Below are 19,683 nucleotides of genomic sequence, written 5' to 3' on the forward strand. Positions count from 1 at the left end.
GCGGGCACCTTGCGTGGAAGGCCTTGCCGCCGCCCACGGCAAGCGGCACGACCGCTACTACCGAGGCGAGGATCAGCGACCGCCACGGCACCCCTTGTGGCAGGACGGCGCCACGACTGCCGCGGCCCGGGGCGCCGGCCTGTCGACCCTGCTTGGCCTGCATCCCGGCCACGCCGGCAGCATCGCCGGCATGCTGGGGCGCTTGCCCGCGTCCAATGGCGAGGCGCACGCCGCCCGCCTGACGCTCGACCTGGCCCTGCAGCGCGCAGCGCAGGGCGTGCTCGACTGCGTCGGCCTGCGCCGGGGCAGCTGGGACGGTGCACGCTGCCAGGGCGGCGGCGCCGTCCCAAGCGGACGCCAGGCCGGCCTGGTGCTGCTCGACACCGGCAGTGGCGACATCCTGGCCGCCGCCAGCGCGGGCGCGGCCGATACCTCGGCGTCCGCGTGGGAGGAAGTGCGCGATTTCGATCGCGCCGACCCCGCGCGCAGCCCGCTGCGCCAGGCGGCGCTGCAGCACGACGGCGGCGCCGAGCGCAGTCCGGGGTCGACCTTCAAGATCGTCACCGCGCTCGGCCTGGAACTGGCGGCGCAGCGCGATCCGCGCCTGGACGCGCTGCTCAGCGGGATGGCGCTGCCCGGCATCAACCGCCTCGCCGCCGGCCGCGGCTTCGCTTTCCGCACCGACGCCGCGACCTATCCGAGCGCGGGCAGCAGCGCCCATATCACGAATTTCCGCGACCAGCAGCTCGACAGGCGTGCGAAGGACGGCAAGCTCGGACTGGCCGAGGCGCTGGGCTACAGCCTCAATACCTGGTTCGCCTGGACCGCGGAACTGAGCGACGCCAGCCTGTTCGGCCGTCCGGCGGGCGGGGCGCCCAGCCTGCGCGCGCTCGACCCCGAGGCGCTGGCCGGCGTGCGCCCGGTGGCGGACATGGCACGCAGGATCGGCTTCGAGCGCAGCCTGCGCCTGGACGGCGGCCTGCTGCCGCCCGACTACGGCTGGCGCCCACGGGACGCGCTGGAGGCAAGCGTCGCCGCGTTCGACCCGATCGGCTCGCGCCACGAACTGCGGCAGATGGCGATCGGCCTGCGCATGCAGGCCACGCCCCTGCACATGGCGCTGGCGGCGGGCGCGGTGGGCGAAGGGCGGGCGATCGTCCCGCGCATGTTGCGGGAACTGGACGGGCGGCGCGCCGTCGATGCCGCTGGCGCGCCGCTGGGCGTGCGCCTGGACCGCATCCGTGCCGGCCTGCATGGCGTCGTCACCGAGGGTACGGCGGCGGGGGCCTTTCGCGATCCCGCTTTCGCCGGGCTGCGCGCCGGCCTGTATGGCAAGACGGGCACCGCGCCGGTCGGCCAGGACGGGCTGGCGACCGTCTGGTTCACCGGCTGGCTGGAACCGGGCAGCCTGCCGGGGCAAAGCCGGCGCCTTGCCTTTGCCGCGTTCGTCAGCCGTTCCGGCGAAACCGGCGGGGCGCATGCGGCACCGGTGGTGGCCGCGCTGCTGCGCACGATGGCAATGCAGCGGCCCGAGCCGGAGCACAACTGATCCGCTCCAGCGCGCCGTATTTCCGTGGTTCTATGGCATGATTGACAAAGTCCGTTATTCCACGGACATGCCCATGATCCGGAAGGAAGAGACAGGTATGCGTTTGCCGGGAACCCGGTACCAGGAGCCAGGCTGGGAGCAGGTGCGCAAGCTGCTGGGCGCCTGTTCGCTGGACGCTTTCGCGCGCGCCGGCCTGGCCACGCTGCTCGAATCGCCGCCACCGCAATCCCCGGACGACTACATGGACGCGCTGGCCGCCAGCCTGCACGGGGCGCGCCGTTCCAGCCGCGCACTGGCCCCCGGCAACAGCTACGGCGAGACTGTGTTCGAACTGGCCTTGACGCTGGCCTGGGAGCTGGCAGCGCGCCCGGCCGACTGGGAAGCCTTCCGCACCGCGATCGCCGCCGAGCATGCGCGGCTGCCGTCCTTCTGGGAGCGGCCTGGGGGCGAAGCGCTGCTGCGCAAGAAGGTCAACGATATGTACGCCGTCCTGCGCGACAAGGTCGACGCCGACAATTACCAGGCGGCCTGCGGCCGGCCCTGCAGCCCGAACCGGATCTACGCCTACCGCATGCTCGACACGGCCTACGGCGAGATCGCGCGCCTGTTCGACGCCTGGCGCGAGCACCGGGCGCAGGTGGGCGCGATCCTCGGCCGGCCCCTGGACGCCGCCGCGCCCATCGAAGTGCGCCAGCTGCGCTCGATCGGCGACTGCCGTCCCGAATGGATCCTGCGCTGGAGCGAAAGCCTGGAGCGCTTCACGGGTGCGGCGGGACCCCTGCACACGCGTTCCAAACGCTTCGACAGCCTGAAGGACAATGCCGGCAAGATCGGCGAGATGCTGCGCGAGATCGGCGAGTACGACACCCTCTCGAGCAACCGCGACCTCGACTGGCTGCACGAGCGCGGGCTTGCTGCCGACTGGATGGAGGACTACTGGCGCGTGCTCGGGGAGTCCGAGGCGGCTACCACGCCGGGGCCGGACCTGATCCCGGAGGCGCGCCAGGATGCGCTCGATGCGCCGGCCGGCGTGCCCGAAGACGCCGCTCCGCCGCTTGCGGACGAGGCCCTCGATGCGGCATCGGCCGCGGCGCGCGCGCTGGCCGTTTCACTTCCCCCGGCTATCTGGTAGCGGCACGCGCCGCCGAGGATGCGGGCAGCCTGACCGCACAGGTGCTGGCGTCCGATACGCTGCCGGTCCGGCTGGCGGTGTACCTGAAACTCCTGGGCGCCGGCGACGACAGCTATCCGCAGGCCTGGCGCGATCCGGCCAGCGGCGCACTGCCGACGATGGCGCAGCTGGTCGGCCTGGATGGCGTATCGCTGCCGACGCTGCGCAAGCGGCGCGACGCGGCGATTGCCCGGCTGACGGCCGCGATGGCGCAGGCACCACGAACAGGGAGACCCGAATGACTGCAAGTAGCGATATCGAAGGCAAACTGCGCGAGCAACTGCTGGTGGGACGGCGGGTGGAGGGCGACCGCCTGCTGCTGGGCGACGCCGTGCTGCGCGCCGCGCTCGACGGCAGCCGTCCGCTCACGGCCGGCGAGCGCGCCGCGTTGCAAGCCTCCCCATTGACCATGCGCCGCCTGCGCACGCTCGCCCTGGAGCGGCGGGCCGCCGCCATCGATGCGTGGCAGGGCAGCGGCGGCATGCTGCGCGCCGCCGACAGCGGCGCCGGATTGACGCAGCTGGCCACCGACGACGGCTGCTTCCGCCTGCACTTCGCCGGCAGCGGCGCCGCCTGCCGGGTCATCCTGCAGCTGCTGCCGGAGGCGCCATTCGCCGCGCGCCTCCTGCGCGAGGCGGTGCTGCTGCGCGTGCTCGATGGCGCCGGCACTGAAATACTGCAGGGGCGCCTCGATGCCGACGGCGAATGCGAGTGCGCCTGGCCCTTTCCCGATGCGCCCGCAGAGCACTTCCAGCGCCGGGGTGCGCGCTTCAGCGTGCAGGCCACCTGAGGCCACGGAAAACGCCCATGTTCGAGCTCTTCAAGCGCGTCCCGAAACCCGCTCCTTTCGACGGCGCCGGGCTGGGGACGGCCATTGTGGCGCGCCAGATCGGCGGCGGCTGCGCGCTGCCGGCCGGCACGACCGGGGTGGCGGTCGACCGCGCCGGGCGGACGCGACGCATCGCTTGCAGCGGACGGGTTGCCCTGCTGGACGGCGAAAGCGGGTGGTGCTTCCATCCCGGCCCCTACGGGTGCGACCTGGTGCCGTTCGCCGCGAGCCCCGAGATCGGACTGCGCACCGGCTTCGTGATCGACAGCCCCGACCCGCGCGTGACCCAGCAGCGTTTCGACTTATTCCTCGCCAGCGAAGCCGAGGGCGAGCTGACCCTCGCCGGCCTGGTGGCGGCCATCGAAGCGGCCCTGCAGCGCGAGCTGGCCCAGGAATCTGCTGCTGCCGCCATGCACGACGCTCGAGGAATGGAACGCGTTCCGGGCCGGTTTCAACCAGCTGCTCTACACCCGCTTCGGGCTGACGGTCGACGATTGCGTGCCGGTGGACCTGGCGGGCCGGGTCGAGTATGCGCAGATGCTGCGTGCCCGGACGGACGCAGCCACGGCGGCCGCGGCGGCGCCGCTCCCCTGACGCGCCCGCCACCGCGAGCGTCCCGCCGGGCTCGAGGGCCGTACCCGACCCGGCGCACGAGGATGCGCGTGCCTTGCGCCGCCTGTTCCTCGAGCTGCCCTGCGTGCTGTGCGGCCTGCGCATGGCGGCGCTGCCCACGGGCCAGGCGCTGTTCCGCCAGCAGCAGGCGCTGTTGACGCGGCTCGACCTTGCCAGCCTGGCCGCGAGCACGATGCCGGCGCTGGAGCTGGCGGCGCCCGGCCAGCCGCTGGCGCTTGACGCCCGGCTGCGCCGCCTGCGCCACAGCCGCCGCGCGCGGCGCGGCGCTCGACGAGGCCTGGGCCCTGCTGGCGCGGCTGGAGCGCGCCGGCGACGCGGAGCTGGCTGCGCTCTTCGGCGATCTCGAACGCATCGTGGCCAACCTCGAGGAGGCGCTGGCCGCACGCAAACGCGTCGGGCCCGCGGAGGACGACGAATGAACATGCCATCGAAAACCGCAGACCGTGTGGACGTGCGCAGCCTGCTCGCCGACGGCGGCGAGGTGGTGGTGACGGCCACGCGCCGCCCGCGCGACGGCCGCGCCGACATCAAGTGCAGCGTGCCCGGCGCGCCGCAGCTGGCCCTGCGCATGCAGGCGGTGGCCCGGCTGGCGCGCCACACCGAGGCCAGCTACGACAGCCGCGACCAGGTCGTGATCAGCCTGGACCGCGCACCCGCGCCGGAGGAGCGCGACTGGGAACTGGCCGTGGTGCTGGCCGACCGCATGGTGCGCGGCCTGCTGCCGCGGCGCGCTGCTGGCCAACGGCTGGTCCGGTGCCTGGCAGCTGGGACGGGTCGAAGGACATGACGTGACGGGTGCGCCCGCGGGCGCGCTGCTCGGCGGCCCCGGTCACCTGGGGCATCTGGGCACCCTCAGCGGCCAGCCCGACGTGGCCGCGGCCGTGTCGTCGGCACGTGCCTGGTTCCCGCTGCACAGCGGCGGCATCAACGACAGCCTGTGCTGGGTGGAGGTCAGTGTCTATCCGCTGGCGGCAGGCGCCGACGAGGAAGCGATCGCCGCGCCCGGCCTCGACGGGCCGCGCCAGGCGGCCTTGCGCCAGGTGCTGGCGGGGGCGCGCCATTTCGATGGAGCCAGGGCCGCACGCTGGCGCACCACCGTGCGGTTCGGCGAGGAGGGCTTCCAGGGCGAATCATACGAACTGGCGCTGGTGCTGGCCGACCGCCTGGCGCGCGGACGCGAATTCGTGCCGCGCGGGCGCATCATCGCCAGCGGCTGTTCGCGCGCCTGGCATGCGGGAGCAATCGACCCGGTCGAGGGCCTGGGGCCGAAATGCGCGCTGATTGCGCGCGAAGCGGCAGCGGGCGACCGCGTGCTGCTGCCGCGCGCCTGGGAGCGCGACCTGCCCGCAGGCTTGCGCGAGGCGCTGGCGGCAAAGGGCGCGAGCCTGGCCTGCATCGAGCGGATCGGCATCATATGACGGGCGGCACAGGGCGGCGTGCGGCGCAGGGAAAGCCGCATCTGGCTGATAGAATCGGCGTAGAGCGCCTAACAAAACCTTCATAGCCGCGTTGCGGCTCCTCGCCGTACAGTCGTACTGTCTTCGTCGCCGCGCCTTGCTCTGAAGGTTTTGTAAGACGCTCTTGGCAAGAGGATGGCGGCCTTATCGAGGTTGAAGTCACGAAGATGGAGTCGGATCATGTTCCAGATGTTCGGTTTTGGCGGCACCCGCTGCCCGCGTTGTGAGCACAAGAGCGCCGGCGGCGACCACTATTGCGCGGCCTGCGGCATGACGCTGGGGCGCCGCGCAGCGCGCCGCTGCTGCGCGAAAACCGCTGGATCGCCGGCCCCGACGAACTGGCCGTCTTCTTCGGCGTGCGCGAACTCTCCGGCCTGTTCGTGAAAACCCTGCGCGTGCCCGCCACCGCCCGCGCCTACATCCTCCAGGGCGAGCGTGCCACCGAGGTGCCGCAGGGCGAATACGAGATCGAAGGCTTTTTCACGCGCCTGAACCACCTGCTGCGCGATGGCCATGCCGAGATCCTGGTCACGCGCACGAACGCCTTGCCGGTGGAGTTCAGTCTTGAAGTCGAGACGGCCGAACACCTGGTGGTGGAGGCGCGTTTCACCGTCGACCTGCGCATCGAGAACGTGCCGGCTTTTGCGCGCCACTTCATGACCATGCCCGGCACCGTGACGGTGGCCCAGCTGCACGAACTACTGGCGCCCGGCGTGCGCCAGCTTGCCGCCGAATTCATCGGCAGCCAGTCGCTGCGCGAGATGGCGGCCAACCGCGCATTGCGGCAGCAGTTCGACGAACGCCTGCAGGGCGCGCTGCGCCTGCAGCTGGCCGGCTATGGCCTCGGCGTGGCGGCCGTGCAGACCCTGGCCCTGCGCCACGACAAGTTCGATGCCAACCGTGCCCGCATCGGGACCCTGTGGCTGGCCGCCGACGAACGCCGCGTCCAGATGGAGCATGCGCGCCAGCTCGAGGAACTCTACGACGAAGGGGAGTGGCACAAGATCCGGCGCGAAGAAGGGGAAGCGCGCCTGCGCCTGCGCCGCCTGGAAGCGCGCCAGGCCGAGACGCTCGAACGGGGCGAGACGACGCTGGTCAATTCCGAACGCTACCTGGCCCTGCGCACGCGCGAGATCGAACTGTACGGGCGCATTGCCGAAGCGCGCTCGCGGCGCGAAGCCATCGACCGGGGCGCCGGCGAAACCCTGGCCGAGCTGGAACACGCGCTGGCGCGGAAACGCGGCGTCCGCGCCGGCGAGGCGGCCGAGTGGGCGCAAGTGCAGGCGCTGGCGCGGATCCGCATGCGCGGCGCGCTCGAACTGGCGCAGCAGGAAACGCTGCAGGCACGCCGGCTGGCGCAGCAGCGCTTTTTCGCAGCAGCTGCTGGTGCAGCAGATCCGCAACAAGGTCGAGCAGGCCGCGGCCATCGAGGACGCCACGCGCCGCCGCGCCGAGCTGGCGCGACTGGCGGCAAGCGAAGCGCAGGCGGCCCAGCAGGCCTGCGAACTCGACGAGGAAGAGCACAAGGCGCAGTTCGACCTGGTACGGCTGGCCAATGCCGCGCGCCGCCGCGCCGCCGAGCGCGAGGAAGAATGGCTGGAATCGCAGCAGGCGGGACGCCTGCGTGCGCTGCAACACAGCCAGGACCTGGAAGCGGAAGGCCTGCGCCAGCAGATCGAGGCCTTGCGCCGCGCCGGGGGGCAGGAGGATGCGATCGCCCAGCACGAGAAGCTCCTGCGCACGATCGATGCCGAAGCGCGCCAGGCACGGGCGGCGAAGGAAGTCGAGCTGCTGGCCCAGGAGCGCCAGGCCGCCCATGAACTGGCCCGCGCCGAAGCGCTCGACCGGGTTGACGACACGACCAAGCTGGCGGTGGCCGCGGCCCCCAACGCCGCCGTGCTGGCCGACTACCTGAAGACGCGCGTGCACGCGGGGATGGACGCCGGCCAGCTGGCGGCGCTGGCCGGCGTGGTCGCCGCCGGCGGCGCGGTAGGCGCGCTCGATGCCGCGCGCCTGGTGGAGGAAGCGGCCGAACGCGAACGGGCGCGCCGCGACCTCGAGGTCGACAAGGACCGCGCCCACCAGCTGGCCTTGCTGGCGCTGCAGAACGAGGTCAACAAGGCGGCGCTGGGCGCGCAGGCGCAGGTGGCCGGCGGCGTCGGCGCCGCCCTCGTGTCCGCAAGCGCCGGCGCCCGCTGCGCGAATGGCCACGCGCTGGCGGCGGGCGAGCGCTTCTGCGCCGCCTGCGGTGCGGCGCGCACTGGCTGAGCGCAAGCGATGCCGACAGCCCTCGACAGGATCCGCGACCTGCGCGCGCTGCACGCGGACGGCTTGCTGAGCGACGCGGAGTTCGCGCAGCGCCGCGACGCGCTCCTCGACGCTGTGCCGGCCGCGCCGGCAGGGCCTGCGCGCGGCACCGAGCTGGGACTGATGCAGGGCCAGCACGTGGGCCCCGCCGGCCGCCGCTACCGTCTGGAGCGCCTGATTGCGCTTGGGGGCATGGGCCAGGTATGGCAGGCCACCGACCTCGCCACCCATGCGGAGCTCGGCCATAGTGCCCGGGTGGCGCTGAAGATCCTGGCGCCCGAACTGACCAGCGCAAGCGGGCCCGCCCGGCTGCTGATGCAGGAAGCGACGCGCGCGCGCCGCCTCGCCCATGAACACATCGTGCGTGTCTATGACTGGGCCCAGGACCCGGCCACGGCCAGCTTTTTCCTCATCATGGAGTGCCTCGAAGGCGAGGACCTCGAGCGGCTGCTCGCGCGCACCGGGCCGCTGCCGCTGGCGCGCGTGCTGGCGCTGCTGCAGCCGCTTGCCGCGGCGCTCGACTATGCCCGGGCAAAGCACGGGCTGGTGCACCGCGACATCAAGCCGGCCAACGTGTTCGTCACCAGGAAGGCCGAAGTCAAGCTGCTCGACTTCGGCATCGCCGCGCGGGCCCGGGCTGGCGGGCATCGCGGCGGGACGCCCGCCTTCGATGCGCCGGGCGCATCCGGCACGCCCGGCTACCGCGCGCCGGAAGCCGGCACGCCCGGCCTGGTCCCGGCGCGCAGTCTCGACGTTTTACGCGGTGGCACGCATGATCGGGCAGATGCTGACCGGGGCGCTCCCTGCGGGGCCAGGGCACGAGCCGCCTCCTGCCGCTGGCCTGGCCCCAGCCGCGTGGGAGCTGCTGCGCGCCGGCTGGGCCGATGATCCGGCACGGCGGCCCGAGAGCGTCAGCGCGTTGCTGGCGCGGTTGGCCGCGGCTGCCGCGCCGGCGCCGATCGGCTGGGCAGCGCTGCCGCGGCGCGAAAACGCGCTGGCGGATGGGCCGGCTGCCGGCCCGGTCCCGGACGCCGGCGATGGGCCGGACGAGATCCGGGGACGAGACTCGGGACGAGACTCGGGACGAGACCCCGGACGAGATCCAGGACGAGAAGCCGGACGAGACGCCGGACGAAACGCCGGACGAGAAGGCGGACGCGGGAACGCCGCAGCCGATTCCGCCGCCACCGCCAGTCGAGAGCCCGCGCCTGGCGCCGCTGCCCATCGTGCAGATAGGCCACGCCACTGCCGTGCAGGCCGAAGCCGGACGCGCGCTGCGCGAGCAGGCACGGCGCGCGCGCGACGAGGCCGATGCGGCCCGGCGCAGCCGGCGCGAAGCCCTGCGCGAACAGCTGGCGGCGCGCCGCGCCGAAGACGCGGCCAGGGCGCGCGAAGCCCGGGAAGCGCTGCAGCGCCAGGCATTGCAGGCAAAAGCGGCCGCAGCCTACCTGGCCGAGCAGGAACGCGAACGCAGGCAGGTGCCTGCGCACCCGGACGCGGCGTCCTCGCCCATGCCACCGGCGGCGGCAGTGCCGACGCTGCGCGACCGCTTCCTCGCCGGCGACGCTGGCGGTCCGGAGATGGTGCTGCTGCGCGCCGGCCGCTTCCAGATGGGCTCACCCGAACACGAGCGCGCGCTTGCGCTGGCCGAGGGCGCGAGAAAGCACTGGCTCGCACGCGAAACGCCGCAGCGCTGGGTCGGCATCGAGCGCCCCTTCGCACTCGGACGCTATCCGGTGACGGTCGGCGAGTGGCGTCGATTCGTGGAGGACTCCTCCTGGCGCGGCAGCGGCGACGTGGACTGGGCTTCGCCCGGCTTTCCCAGTCCGACCTGCACCCGGTGGTGGGCGTCAGCTGGCATGACGCCGGGCGCTACCTTGCCTGGTTGAGCGAATGTACCGGCTGCCGCTACCGCCTGCCCAGCGAAGCCGAATGGGAATATGCCTGCCGCGCCGCGACCAGGTCGGCCTTCAGCTTCGGCGAGCGCATCGACACCGGGCTGGCCAACTACGACGGCAACTTCACCTGGAATGGCGGCGAGCGCGGCGCCTGCGTGGCCGGCACGACGGCGGTGACGCGCTTCCCCCGAATCCCTGGGTCTTCACGACCTGCACGGCAACGTCTGGGAATGGGTACAGGACAGCCTGCAGGAGAGCGATCAAGGCGCGCCGCGCGACGGCAGCGCCCGGGAAGAGGGCAAGGAGAACGGGGCCGGCCGCGACCGCCGCGTCCTGCGCGGCGGCGCCTGGCGCTCGCCTCCGCGCGACCTGCGCTCGGCCCTGCGCAACGGTTTCTCCAGCACGCTGTCGAGCAATATCGTGGGCTTCAGGGTGGCGCGCGAGCTGTCCGACGCCGAGTGCCTGCCGCTGCAGTTGCTGGCGTGAACGCCCACCCGCGGACGACCGCGCCCGCGCCCGATTCCTGACGGCTAGCGTGCGCAAGGCGGCAATCGCAAGGAGTAGGCTGTGGCCTGTCGAATGGTCCATCCACCGCACTCGAAAGGAAGCGCCATGAACATCCCGGAGCACCTGCGGATTCCGTTGATCGTGTTCGGGCTGCAGGCCGCCTTGCTGGCGGGCTGTGCGCTCATCTTCATCGTGATGTTGCCGCAAGGGCACTGAGCGTACCCGGACCCGGGCGCGGCCCTAGAGGCTCAGCGCAAAACCGTGGTCGTGCGCCGCAGGGGACGGCAGGGACAGGCGCAGCTCGGGATACGGATCGGTGCGAAAGCGCCCGTCCGCGGGCCAGCCGCTCAAGCCGCTGGTCGCCGCCGTCGGGCTGAGCGCGGTCTCCACGCCCGTGCCCGGATCGAGATGCCAGAAGCCGCCGTCGCGGTGGAACAGCAGCGGCAGGCCGGGCGCGCCCTGGCCCGGATGGCTGCCCGGATGGCGCTCGGGGTCGAGCAGCCAGATGGCCTCGTGCGCCGCGCCGGCGTCCGTCCGCTGCAGGACGATGCCGTTCGGCAGCACGGCCGCCACCTCGAGCACGACCACGCCGGGAATGCTGGCGGTGAACGCCAGGCGCATCCCGGGACGCAGGGGCAGCGCCATGTGCTTGCCGGGCCAGGCGCCATCGACCAGCAGGCCATAGCGCGAAACGTCTTCGATTTCGTAGCCCGCGCGGCCGCGCCGGATCAGCGCATGCCGGGCCGAGATGCGCCGCGTCAAGCCTTCGTGTGCGATGCCCTGGCCGTCGTGGTGGGCGAGCAGCACATCGGCCATGGCATCGGGCCCAGGCGCCCCAGTACGCATTCGTCCAGCGCGAACAGGCGCAGGTAGCGCGCCTGGCCTGCTTGCGTTGCCGGGCCGGCGATACAGGCCGCGCTGGCGGGGCAGGCATGGGCGGGGGCGCGCGCCGGCGGGTCGGTCTCGAGCAAGTCCTCGTCCCAGGCGATGCTGGAAAAGCCGAGGTCGATCTTGCCGCCGCCGGCATCGAGGTCGAGATGGGCGATGCCGGCATTGTAGGCGCTGACGTCGATGTCGAGCCGGCCGCCGCCATCGAGCTGCCCGCGCACGGGCAATCGAGCCGTCGTCGGCGCTTACGCGGACGTTCTTGTGGGTGGCAAGGAAGGTCTGGTGGATTTCGTGCAGGCTGGCGTCCAGCCGCGGCGCCAGGATGAGCAGGGTCGCCACCCGGTGCGCGCAGGCAGGCCAAGGGCTGGACGGCTGCGCAGTTCAAGCGCGATGCGGTATTGGCCGTGTTCGAGGTCGCGCGAGGAAAATTCGAGAAAGACCGGCAGCCATTCGCCGCGCAGGGTGCGGTGAAGGCGTGGCGCGCACCGCCGTCGAGGCGCAGGCGCGAACTGGCGAGCAGGGTGACTTCGCGCGCGCAATCGGCCGGCATGCCGCGCAGTTCCAGCTTCAGCAGCTGGCGCCCGCCGGCCGCGCGCGGGTCGAAACCGCTCACATGCAGGTGGGGACGGACCGGACTTGCGGCGCAGCGGACCGGGCCGCTCGGCAGGATGGCCGCTGCCTGGACGACCGCGGCGGCAGCGGCGATGTCCCTGGCTTCGCTATCGACCGTGCCGATCTGGCGCGCCGCTGCCGCTGCGGGCGCCGGCTGCGCGTGGCCGTGCGCGCAAGCGCCGTCCCCGGGCATGACCCAGAGGGTGCAGTGCGGATGATCGGGATTGCTGCAACGGTTCATGGTCGGCGAGGTCGTGGGAGTAGCGTCTGCCTGGCCGAGCATACGCCGATCCGCCCAGCCGTGGCGCCCGCCTGGGCTCGCCGCACCGTGTTTTCCTGACAGGGAATCAGGCGGAGGGCAGCGCAGTCTCGTCGCGGTGGGGGCCCCGCGTGCGCAGTACGATGGCGGTCAGGTTGTCCGGCTGCAGGCCCACCGGCGGGCGCAGCGCGATCTCGGCGAACAGGGCCTCCACGCAGGCGGCCGCACCCGCGCCGGCGAACAGCCGCGGCCAGCGCGCGACGAACTCGGCCGGATCGAGGCAGGACCAGAAGCCGTCGCTGGCGAGCAGGTAGCAGGCGTGCGGCCGCAGCGTCACGGCGCGCCGGTCCGGCAGCGCGCGCAGCCAGGGGTGGCAGGATGTCGGGCGTGAGGGCGAACAGGGCGTCGTCGAGGCGGGTCGGATCGACGAAGGTATTGCCGAGGATGAAAGCCTGGGCGATCTGGGGCGCATGCGCGCCATGCACGGCGCGCCGCCATTCGTCTTCGTCGACGAGGCCGGCCAGGGCCAGCACCGTGGCCGGTACGTGGTCGATCGTCAGTGTCCGCAGGTCGTCGGCATCGATTTCGTAGAGGCGCGAGTCGCCGGCGTGCCAGAGCAGCGCATCGGCGCCGGGCGGCAGTTCGAGCAGCGTCAGTGTCGTGCCGGGACGCGGTCCGGCCAGCGGCGCGAACTGCCGCTGCAACTGGCCGTGCAGGGCGTCGAGGTGGGCGGACAGGGTAGGGATGTCGCTGCAGGCCGGGAGGCCTAGCAAACCCTGGGCGAGCGCCTCGGCCGCTTCGCGACCATGGCCGTGGCCGCCCATGCCGTCGAGCACGGCCAGGCGCACCTGGCCGGGCGGCCAGCCGGGAACGCGGCGCCGCTGTGGCCCCCCTCGACCAGGCAGGCGGCGTTGCCGGCGGCGTCGATGAGCACGCAGTTGTCCTGGTTTTCGGCGCGCTGCAACTCGCCGACGCCGAGCGCGCTGCGCGCCGCAACGTCCAGGTGGGGACCGAAGTCCAGGCTGTCGAACATGCGCCTCGCTGCCTCCTGTGATGGGTGCGGTGGATGGGGAAAGCCTGCCGGGGCTGGCCGGGCCAAGGCCCCTATGGTATGTTAAGGTTTTGGAAACGCCAAGCACCCATGCTGATTCGTCCCTTCGAAGCTGCCGACCTGACTGCCGTGGCCCGCCTGTTGCGCGCCAGTGCCAGCGAATTCATCGTGCACGAGTCCTCCCCGGAGGGCGCGGCCACCTTCCTGCGCGAAAACGACGAGGACGGACTGCGCGGCTATCTCGCGCAAGGCTACGCCTACCACGTGGCTTGCGATGGAGACGCGCTGGCCGGTTTCGTCGCGATGCGCGGCAACGACCACCTGTTCCACCTGTTCGTCGACAAGCGCTGGCATGGGCAAGGCCTGGCGCGGCGCCTGTGGCTGGCGGCGCGCGACGCGGCGCTCGCGCGGGGCGGCAGCGGCAGCTTCACCGTCAATGCCTCGAATTTCGCGATGCCGGTCTACGAGCGCTTCGGTTTCGTGCGCACCGCGCCCACCCAGTGCGTGAAAGGCCTGTACTTCAACCCGATGCGCTTGACGCAGGATTGACCCTGCCTCAGCGCCGCCCTTCGTCGGCGCGGCGTAGCCACAGGCTGCTGGCCCAGCCAGCGAGCGGCACGCCATCGACCTCCGTGCTTACCTGCCACCAGTCGCCATCGCGGCGGCCCGTCGTCTCGACTTTCGATCCGGCTGGCAGCACCACCACCCGTGGCGAACCCGTGCCGCCGGCGGCGCGCAGGTTCAGCGGCGCGGCGACGCGGTAGCTGCGTCCCGGCCGGGGCGCTTCGATCCGGCGGTGGCCGGCGCCGCCGGCGGGTCGGACCGGTGCGGCGCCAGCCACCACAGCGCGCTGCCGATGGCCGCCGTGCCCCCGACCAGCACCAGCAAGGCGCGTGCATTCGGGCGGCGCCACCAGGCGCGCGCGGCGTCGCATGCGCGGCCAGGACCAGGGTCGCGGCCAGGCTTGCTGCGCCACAGGCCAGGGCGAGCGGCAGCGCTTCCATGCTCACGCTTCCACGCGCAGCACGTAGTGGCCGGCGACGATGTGGTGGCCGACCGGCACCGTGGTAGGCCTCCTCGCCCGCCGCCGTGTCGATGGCGGCGACGAAACCGAGCCGTTCGTCGAGGTGGTAAAGCGCCTGCGTGGCCGCCAGGCGGGTGACGTGGCAGCCTTCCAGCCCGGCCTCGAAGCGGAAGGCCGTGCGCGACAGGCCAAGCCGATCGGCGCCGCCGGCATGGAGTCCGTCGGCCCCGCGCAGGCAGGTGGCGGCGTCGAGCACGCGCAGCAGGAGCCAGGGCCGTCGTTCCGCGTCCGAAGGTGAGGGGCGCGCCGTGCTCGACCGCGAGCGCCGGCGCCTGCGGCAAGCGCACGAGGGCGCTGTAGCGGTCCGCCATTGCCGGCGCCGGTGCCAGGACCTGGATGTCGACGCCGTCGAGCGGGGCGAAGCGGCTCGGGACGGCGATGCGCTGGCGTCCGTCCGCGCCCAGCACGTGGACCTCGTCCGCTGCGTCGACGGCGAAGCCGATCAGGGTATCGCTACCCAGCGGGCCGGCGCCGAGCTGGCGGTCGAACCCGAATTCGACGGCGGCTGCGCCGGTGTCGCGGTAGCGCGAGAGGCGCGGCAGGGCCAGGGCGGCGAGGGCAATGCGCGCCCGTGCCACTGGGGCGTAGGTGGCTTCCAGTGCCGCGGGAGCGGGCGCGCTCGCCGCCCGCTGCAGCGCCGGCACGGCCGTGAGCTCGGCATCGTCCGGGGCCCGCGTGCGCGACTTCCACACCGCCGGCGCGCGCCCGGGCAGCAGGGGCAGGCGCCTGCTCGGGCACGAGAGCAGGCGGCGTGGCGAGCGCCGGCGCGGCGGCGCTGCGCGTCACTTTCAATAGCAGCCGCGCCGTGCCGGCGGTTCCGTCGGGCTGGCGCGCGCGCGGACCGTGTAGTAGCCGGCGAGCGCATCGAAGCTGCAGTCGAAGGCGTCCTTTGGCCGCACCTGCACTTCCAGCGGGGCATCCGGTCCGTCGTTGATCAGGAGGATGGCCCCATCCTGGGCGAAGGGCCAGCCCGGCACCGCGTGGGTACAGCTGGCCGCGTCATGGCCGAGCACCGTCAGGCGTCCGTTCGGGTACACCGGGCAGACCGGCTGCCAGATGGCGCTGTCGCGCGAAACGCTGACCGTGTAGAGCACCGCCTCGTCCGGCGCCGGCAGGTAGACCGCATGGCCGAACTTCACCTCGACCTGGCCAGGTTCCACCGCGTCGGAGCCCAGCACGTGGTAGCGCACCTCGTCAAGCCCGAGCAGGTCGCCAAAGTCCTTCTGGTGCAGTGCCTGCAGCGATTGCGCCAGGTCGCGCACGCGGGCGCCGCGCGTCAGGTGGCGGTCGTCGTCGACCTCGTCCTGCGGCAGCATCAGGGTGACGTGCGAGAAGCAGCGGGTGGCGGCGCGGCCGCGCTGTTCGCGCGGGGCGCGTTCGAGCAGGTCGCGCAGCAGGGGACGGCGCGCGAACAGCGCCAGGCCCGGTGCCTGCCACAGCGCTTCGGCATTGAAGACGTCGCTGACGCGGTTCAGGGTTTCGTGTTGGACGTAGACCGGCATGATGTCAATTCTCCTCTAAGGTGGACTCGCCTGCGGCAGCCACGGCTAGCAGGGGGAAGATGAAAAACAGGAGGTGCGAGCCGCCGGCGGAGAGAAAACTCATCGGCTGGCCCATGACGGGAAAAAAGGCGAGGTTGGTGCCCCAGGAGAGCAGGAAGTGGCCGAGCACGAAGGCGCCGCCGCCGCACAGCAGGAAACAGCGGAAGCGGCCGCGCCAGGCCTCGTGGTAGTTGCGCGCCGCCGCACCCGCGCGCCAGGCGCGCAGCGCCGCATGGAGCAGGGCGCACAGGAACAGGGCCTGCAGCGTCCACAAGCCCAGGCCGGCGAGCAGGCCATGGCGCTGCAGCAGGAAGGAAGGCGCGAAGTCGTCCTGCACCGCCGGGATCGCCAGCGCCGCGGCCGCGCCCTGGCCGAGTGCGGACAGGCCGAAGGCGCTGTCGATGCCGCTCCAGCCGCCGGCGCCGATCGCCTGCGCGCCCAGCAGCAGCTGGGCACCGGTATGCGGATGGGCGGCCGGGTCGAGCCAGACGCCGAAGCGCTCGCCGTAGAAGCGCCAGCCTTCCGCTTCCAGCGGGCTGGCCGCGCGCAGCAGCACCAGGGCAGCCGCGCCGGCGCACAGCAGTCCGGCGACGGCCAGCGCCGCACCGCGCCGGCGCGCCGCGCACGACCAGGCCAGCAGCATCGCCGCGGCCCAGACCAGCAGCAGGATCAGCGGCGAGTAATCGTCGACCTGCACCAGGGCCACCGCCAGCAGCGCGGCGAACAGCAGCGCGGGCGCGACCAGGCGCAGCCAGGGGAGCAGCGAGCGAGAGCGCGCGTCGCCGCTGCCGAGTCCCAGCGCGATGCAGTGCGCGCACAGGGCCGTCAGGGCGAGTTTGGCAAATTCCACCGGCTGCAGGTCGAACACGCCGGTCTCGTCGCCCCAGCCGACCTGCACCAGCAGTGCGCCGACCGCGACAAAGGCCAGGGCAAGGAGCGCCGCCTCCACCCGCGCCGGCGCCGGCTGTGCGCCACGCGGCCATGCGGTCCAGACGCCGAGCAGGCCCGTGCCGAGCGTGACCGCCGCCGCCGTCTTCTGGAAGTGGCGCAGCCAGGCGCTGTCGGGCGCGCCCGTGCCCAGTTCCAGCTGCAGCAGCAGGCCGGCCGCGAGCAGCACCACGGCGCAGGCGATCACCCCGCCGCCCCGGCACCAGGCCAGGACGCAGGCCAGCGCAGCGCAGGCGGCCAGCAGCGACCATGCGGCACCCGGCGCGGCGCCCAGGCGCCCGGCCAGCAGCAGCCCGAGCCCGAGGATGGCCAGCAGGACGCCGGCGCCGAAGCCCAGCGCCTGGGCCGGGTTCTTGCGGCCTTGTCCGCGCCGGGCGAGCAGGGCGGCGAGCACGCCGCCGGCAGCGGCCAGGCCTGCCCACCAGGAGGCCTGCGCGGGCACGGCCCAGGATCGCGGCGCGTCCACTGCCAGGACACGCCAGCGGGGAGTTCGGCGCGCGGGGCTGTCCGCAGGACGAGCTTGCCGGCGGGTTCGAGGTGCAGCCGGTCGCCAAGCACGGCTACGCTCAGGCGGGTGCGCCCGACCCTGAGCGCGGTGACGCCGGCCAGCGGGAAGTCGACGAGCGCGAGTTCGCGCGGCAGGCCCGCCGCGTCCACCAGCAGCGGCAGGCGGGCCGCGCCGGCCAGCAGGACCGGGTCGCCATCCTCGAGGACGATGGCCGCGCCGCCGGTATCGACGTCGGGGTTGCCGATGCGATTGCCGCAATCGAGGCTGCCGCCAAACGTCACCGGCCGCGCAGGCGCCAGCGCGGAAGGCGCGATACGGCGCCAGACCGAGAAAAGGCGTGCGCCCGCACCTGCATCGGGACAAGGCGGAAGTGCCGCGCCGTCTCGCTGCAGCAGGACGCCGTCATAGCGCCAGGTATGGGCCGCGTCGCTCAATAGCAGGTGGCCGGTGCCCGCTTCGCGCACGCGGTAGGCGCGCGCGCCGAGCTGGAAGCGCATGCCTGTCCCTAGCGCGACCGCGCCGCTGCGCGTGCGCACCGGGCCCGCTCGATGCCGATCGGTGGCGCCCCTGCCATCCCGGCCGCCCACCAGGCGCCGGCGTCGTCGCGGCGCAGGCTCAGGCCCCGCCCGGGGCGCCGGCCGCGGCCAGTTCGTTTCCGCCGAGTTGGAGCGCGCCTCCCGCGGCCAGGGTCACGTCGACGCGGGTGGGCAGCCAGGCCGGCGGCATGCGCACCAGCGCCGCCGCCATCAGGGCGCACAGCAGGACAAGGAGCGCGGCGGCCGTCATCCTGCCGATGCGCGCGGCGCTCATGCGACGCTCCGCCATGGCTGCGCCGCCCCGGCCGCCGCCGCGATGAGGCGGCTGATCTCGAGCGCATGGCGCGGCCGGTCTTCGCGCCGCGCCGCCAGCAGGGAGCGCAGCAGGGCCAGCGATGGTGCCGGGTCGGCCCCTCCGCGCGCGGCGCAGGCGGCGAAGTGCGCTGCTTCGTCCTCGGCCAGGATGGCGGGCAGGGCGCCGTCCCAGCGTTCGCGCAGGTGGGCCGCGGCGGCGTGGCCGTGCTCGCGCCAGGCGGCTGCGCAACTGCCGCAGTAGCGCAGGGTCGCGCCGCTTGTCACGAGATAGTAGAAGACCGCGCCGAGCGCGAAGTAGTCGGTGCGGGCGTCGGTCAGGTAGCCGGCACCTTGCGGAAAGAACTGTTCCGGCGCCTGCCAGCTGGCGGTGCCGGTGTAGGAATGGGCGGCGGTATCGAGCAGGCTGCGGTTGGTGCCGAAGTCGGCCAGTTTCAGGGTGGCGCTCCTCCGGTCGAGCAGCAGGTTGCCCGGTTTCAGGTCGAGGTAGCGCCAGCCGTGCGCATGCACCTTGGCCAGCGCGCCGTTGATCTGTCCCAGCCAGGCGAGCGCCTGGGGCAGCGCGATGCGCTCGCCCGCCGCGCCCAGCGCCCTCATGTGGGCACCGAGGTCGCCGTCGAGCAGTTCCAGCGCCATCGCGGGAAGGCCCTCGTGGCTGCCCTGGTCGAGCAGGCGGACGATGTGGCGCCCGTCCCGGGCGACAACCCGCCGAGGAAGGCGATTTCGCGCTGGGCGCATTCGCTCCAGCGCTGGCGCAGCGTGGGCGCGGCGCCTGCCATCTGCTCGCGGTTGACGAGTTTGAGTGCGACGTCCCTGAAGCCGTCGCGCCGGGCGCGCCAGAGCAGGCCGTAGGCCGAGCCGCCCAGCTGCTCGCACAGGCGGTAGTGGCCCCGCCCAGTGCCACGATGTCGCCGCTTCCTGCCATGTGTTCCCCCTGAGTGCGGCACGGCGCCGCCGCAGGGGCCTAGCCGAGGGGAGGGAAATGGCCGGAACGCGGCGGGGAGGGGAAGGGCGAAAAAAAAGCCGCGTCGGCTGACGCGGCTCGTCCGGTATGTCCGTGGAAGGGATCAGCGGCGATAGCCGTCGCGGTCCCAGCCGCGGTCGTGGCCACGGTCCCAATCGCGGCCGCGGCGATCGTCGCGGTCCCAGCCACGATTGTGGTGGCGGTGGCGCGGCTCGACGTAGACGACGGTCGACCCGCGGTAATAACGCGGCTGCTCGTAATACACCGGGCGTGGCTGCTCGTAGTAGACCGGCTGCGGCTGGACGTACACCGGGGCCGGCTGGTAATAATCGACCGAAGCATAGCCGCGGCCGCCGTAGCGGCGGTCATCGTGGCCGCCGATCGAGTTGCCCACCGCAGCGCCGAGCACGCCGCCGACGACGGCGCCGCCGCTGCCGCCGGCGCTATGGCCGATGGCTGCGCCCAGCACCGCGCCGACCGCCGTATTGACGCCGCGATCGCCGGCGAATGCCGAGGGCGAGACGGCAGCCGCGGCCAGGATCACCGCACCAAAGCATTTTTTGTTCAACATGGCTTTTCCTTTTGCCGGGGCGGGGATCGGAATGATCGCGACAACGTCCGGGCATGGA

General features: G+C 72.9%; 29 protein-coding genes and 2 pseudogenes. 16 read left to right on the top strand and 15 right to left on the bottom strand.

Annotated elements, in window-relative coordinates; translation table 11 throughout:
• Window positions 1–13: 13 nt before the first annotated feature.
• From G4G28_RS25800 to G4G28_RS25820, 8 genes are all read left to right on the top strand, one after another.
• Window positions 14–1,549, top strand: a complete 1,536-nt coding sequence (locus G4G28_RS25800) for a penicillin-binding transpeptidase domain-containing protein (RefSeq protein ID WP_229508006.1) — start codon at window positions 14–16, stop codon at window positions 1,547–1,549.
• A gap of 97 nt (window positions 1,550–1,646) precedes the next feature.
• A complete protein-coding gene (locus G4G28_RS10700; protein ID WP_229508007.1) occupies window positions 1,647–2,681 on the top strand; it encodes a hypothetical protein in 1,035 nt (344 codons plus the stop codon).
• A 41-nt stretch (window positions 2,682–2,722) separates the two neighbouring features.
• Entirely contained in the window at window positions 2,723–2,962 is a 240-nt protein-coding gene (locus tag G4G28_RS25805; RefSeq protein WP_229508008.1) for a hypothetical protein, read from the top strand.
• Window positions 2,959–3,510, top strand: a complete 552-nt coding sequence (locus G4G28_RS10705) for a hypothetical protein (RefSeq protein ID WP_183108351.1) — start codon at window positions 2,959–2,961, stop codon at window positions 3,508–3,510. Before G4G28_RS25805 ends, G4G28_RS10705 begins: the two co-directional genes overlap by 4 nt.
• Window positions 3,511–3,527: 17 nt before the next feature.
• Window positions 3,528–4,319: a hypothetical protein gene (locus tag G4G28_RS10710; protein ID WP_229508009.1), complete on the top strand. Its 792-nt coding sequence runs from the start codon at window positions 3,528–3,530 to the stop codon at window positions 4,317–4,319.
• Window positions 4,320–4,331: 12 nt separating this feature from the next.
• A complete protein-coding gene (locus G4G28_RS25810) occupies window positions 4,332–4,601 on the top strand; it encodes a hypothetical protein (protein WP_229508010.1) in 270 nt (89 codons plus the stop codon).
• A 2-nt stretch (window positions 4,602–4,603) separates the two neighbouring features.
• A complete protein-coding gene (locus G4G28_RS25815; protein ID WP_229508011.1) occupies window positions 4,604–4,969 on the top strand; it encodes a hypothetical protein in 366 nt (121 codons plus the stop codon).
• A gap of 1 nt (window position 4,970) precedes the next feature.
• A complete protein-coding gene (locus G4G28_RS25820; RefSeq protein ID WP_229508012.1) occupies window positions 4,971–5,600 on the top strand; it encodes a hypothetical protein in 630 nt (209 codons plus the stop codon).
• A gap of 290 nt (window positions 5,601–5,890) precedes the next feature.
• Here the strand turns inward: G4G28_RS25820 and G4G28_RS25825 are convergent, their stop codons facing one another.
• Window positions 5,891–6,334: a hypothetical protein gene (locus tag G4G28_RS25825; protein ID WP_229508138.1), complete on the bottom strand. Its 444-nt coding sequence runs from the start codon at window positions 6,332–6,334 to the stop codon at window positions 5,891–5,893.
• On the opposite strand from G4G28_RS25825, the pseudogene G4G28_RS25830 reads away from it, so the two are divergent.
• A pseudogene (locus G4G28_RS25830) lies at window positions 6,233–6,442 on the top strand (hypothetical protein); the annotation flags it as partial. The gene G4G28_RS25825 and the pseudogene G4G28_RS25830 sit on opposite strands and share 102 nt — an antisense overlap.
• Here G4G28_RS25830 and G4G28_RS25835 read toward each other — a convergent pair.
• Window positions 6,338–7,045 carry a hypothetical protein gene (locus G4G28_RS25835; RefSeq protein WP_229508139.1) on the bottom strand — a complete coding sequence of 236 codons (708 nt, stop codon included), beginning with the start codon at window positions 7,043–7,045 and terminating at the stop codon, window positions 6,338–6,340. The pseudogene G4G28_RS25830 and the gene G4G28_RS25835 overlap by 105 nt on opposite strands.
• On the opposite strand from G4G28_RS25835, the gene G4G28_RS25840 reads away from it, so the two are divergent.
• The 4 genes and pseudogenes from G4G28_RS25840 to G4G28_RS28200 all read left to right on the top strand — a co-directional run bounded on the left by G4G28_RS25840 (window position 7,026) and on the right by G4G28_RS28200 (window position 10,330).
• Complete coding sequence (locus tag G4G28_RS25840; RefSeq protein WP_229508140.1) at window positions 7,026–7,907, top strand: hypothetical protein; 882 nt, start codon at window positions 7,026–7,028, stop codon at window positions 7,905–7,907. The two genes, G4G28_RS25835 and G4G28_RS25840, sit on opposite strands and share 20 nt — an antisense overlap.
• A gap of 9 nt (window positions 7,908–7,916) precedes the next feature.
• A complete protein-coding gene (locus G4G28_RS28190; RefSeq protein WP_308602220.1) occupies window positions 7,917–8,834 on the top strand; it encodes a serine/threonine-protein kinase in 918 nt (305 codons plus the stop codon).
• A gap of 722 nt (window positions 8,835–9,556) precedes the next feature.
• Window positions 9,557–9,912, top strand: a pseudogene (locus G4G28_RS28195) (formylglycine-generating enzyme family protein); the annotation flags it as partial.
• A 178-nt stretch (window positions 9,913–10,090) separates the two neighbouring features.
• Window positions 10,091–10,330 carry a hypothetical protein gene (locus tag G4G28_RS28200; RefSeq protein WP_308602470.1) on the top strand — a complete coding sequence of 80 codons (240 nt, stop codon included), beginning with the start codon at window positions 10,091–10,093 and terminating at the stop codon, window positions 10,328–10,330.
• Between the two features lie 261 nt (window positions 10,331–10,591).
• On the opposite strand, the gene G4G28_RS10730 is transcribed toward G4G28_RS28200, so the two are convergent.
• Window positions 10,592–11,167, bottom strand: a complete 576-nt coding sequence (locus G4G28_RS10730; RefSeq protein ID WP_183108352.1) for an FHA domain-containing protein — start codon at window positions 11,165–11,167, stop codon at window positions 10,592–10,594.
• Window positions 11,110–11,460 carry a hypothetical protein gene (locus tag G4G28_RS10735; RefSeq protein ID WP_183108353.1) on the bottom strand — a complete coding sequence of 117 codons (351 nt, stop codon included), beginning with the start codon at window positions 11,458–11,460 and terminating at the stop codon, window positions 11,110–11,112. The genes G4G28_RS10730 and G4G28_RS10735 overlap by 58 nt, the downstream gene beginning before the upstream one ends.
• A gap of 254 nt (window positions 11,461–11,714) precedes the next feature.
• Between G4G28_RS10735 and G4G28_RS10740 the strand changes: the two genes are divergently transcribed.
• Entirely contained in the window at window positions 11,715–12,191 is a 477-nt protein-coding gene (locus tag G4G28_RS10740; RefSeq protein ID WP_183108354.1) for a hypothetical protein, read from the top strand.
• Between the two features lie 7 nt (window positions 12,192–12,198).
• On the opposite strand, the gene G4G28_RS25845 is transcribed toward G4G28_RS10740, so the two are convergent.
• The gene (locus tag G4G28_RS25845) at window positions 12,199–12,582 is read right to left on the bottom strand and encodes a hypothetical protein (RefSeq protein ID WP_229508013.1); all 384 of its coding nucleotides are present in this window, start codon (window positions 12,580–12,582) and stop codon (window positions 12,199–12,201) included.
• On the opposite strand from G4G28_RS25845, the gene G4G28_RS25850 reads away from it, so the two are divergent.
• Window positions 12,581–12,880 carry a hypothetical protein gene (locus tag G4G28_RS25850; protein ID WP_229508014.1) on the top strand — a complete coding sequence of 100 codons (300 nt, stop codon included), beginning with the start codon at window positions 12,581–12,583 and terminating at the stop codon, window positions 12,878–12,880. The genes G4G28_RS25845 and G4G28_RS25850 overlap by 2 nt on opposite strands.
• Here the strand turns inward: G4G28_RS25850 and G4G28_RS25855 are convergent.
• Entirely contained in the window at window positions 12,877–13,143 is a 267-nt protein-coding gene (locus tag G4G28_RS25855) for a hypothetical protein (RefSeq protein ID WP_229508015.1), read from the bottom strand. The genes G4G28_RS25850 and G4G28_RS25855 overlap by 4 nt on opposite strands.
• Window positions 13,144–13,251: 108 nt before the next feature.
• Between G4G28_RS25855 and G4G28_RS10750 the strand changes: the two genes are divergently transcribed.
• Window positions 13,252–13,710, top strand: a complete 459-nt coding sequence (locus G4G28_RS10750) for a GNAT family N-acetyltransferase (RefSeq protein ID WP_182988256.1) — start codon at window positions 13,252–13,254, stop codon at window positions 13,708–13,710.
• 7 nt (window positions 13,711–13,717) lie between these two features.
• Here the strand turns inward: G4G28_RS10750 and G4G28_RS25860 are convergent, their stop codons facing one another.
• The 9 genes from G4G28_RS25860 to G4G28_RS10780 form a co-directional block, all read right to left on the bottom strand.
• The gene (locus G4G28_RS25860) at window positions 13,718–13,867 is read right to left on the bottom strand and encodes a hypothetical protein (protein WP_229508016.1); all 150 of its coding nucleotides are present in this window, start codon (window positions 13,865–13,867) and stop codon (window positions 13,718–13,720) included.
• Between the two features lie 35 nt (window positions 13,868–13,902).
• Entirely contained in the window at window positions 13,903–14,937 is a 1,035-nt protein-coding gene (locus tag G4G28_RS25865; RefSeq protein ID WP_229508017.1) for a hypothetical protein, read from the bottom strand.
• Window positions 14,938–15,033: 96 nt separating this feature from the next.
• On the bottom strand, window positions 15,034–15,747 hold the full coding sequence (locus G4G28_RS25870; RefSeq protein ID WP_229508018.1) for a hypothetical protein: 714 nt from the start codon (window positions 15,745–15,747) through the stop codon (window positions 15,034–15,036).
• A gap of 4 nt (window positions 15,748–15,751) precedes the next feature.
• Entirely contained in the window at window positions 15,752–16,921 is a 1,170-nt protein-coding gene (locus G4G28_RS25875; RefSeq protein ID WP_308602472.1) for an FtsW/RodA/SpoVE family cell cycle protein, read from the bottom strand.
• Window positions 16,918–17,739 (bottom strand): hypothetical protein, encoded by an 822-nt coding sequence (locus tag G4G28_RS25880; protein ID WP_229508019.1) that lies wholly within the window; start codon window positions 17,737–17,739, stop codon window positions 16,918–16,920. The genes G4G28_RS25875 and G4G28_RS25880 overlap by 4 nt, the downstream gene beginning before the upstream one ends.
• A 118-nt stretch (window positions 17,740–17,857) precedes the next feature.
• Entirely contained in the window at window positions 17,858–18,052 is a 195-nt protein-coding gene (locus tag G4G28_RS10770; protein WP_183108356.1) for a hypothetical protein, read from the bottom strand.
• Entirely contained in the window at window positions 18,049–18,726 is a 678-nt protein-coding gene (locus G4G28_RS10775; protein ID WP_229508020.1) for a protein kinase, read from the bottom strand. The genes G4G28_RS10770 and G4G28_RS10775 overlap by 4 nt, the downstream gene beginning before the upstream one ends.
• Window positions 18,684–19,037 (bottom strand): hypothetical protein, encoded by a 354-nt coding sequence (locus G4G28_RS25885; RefSeq protein ID WP_229508021.1) that lies wholly within the window; start codon window positions 19,035–19,037, stop codon window positions 18,684–18,686. The genes G4G28_RS10775 and G4G28_RS25885 overlap by 43 nt, the downstream gene beginning before the upstream one ends.
• Before the next feature lie 120 nt (window positions 19,038–19,157).
• Window positions 19,158–19,625 (bottom strand): glycine zipper domain-containing protein, encoded by a 468-nt coding sequence (locus G4G28_RS10780; protein ID WP_182988257.1) that lies wholly within the window; start codon window positions 19,623–19,625, stop codon window positions 19,158–19,160.
• Window positions 19,626–19,683 lie beyond the last annotated feature (58 nt).

Origin of the sequence: Massilia sp. Dwa41.01b, assembly GCF_014171775.1 — a bacterium.
In the GTDB taxonomy this organism is placed as follows: domain Bacteria; phylum Pseudomonadota; class Gammaproteobacteria; order Burkholderiales; family Burkholderiaceae_D; genus Telluria.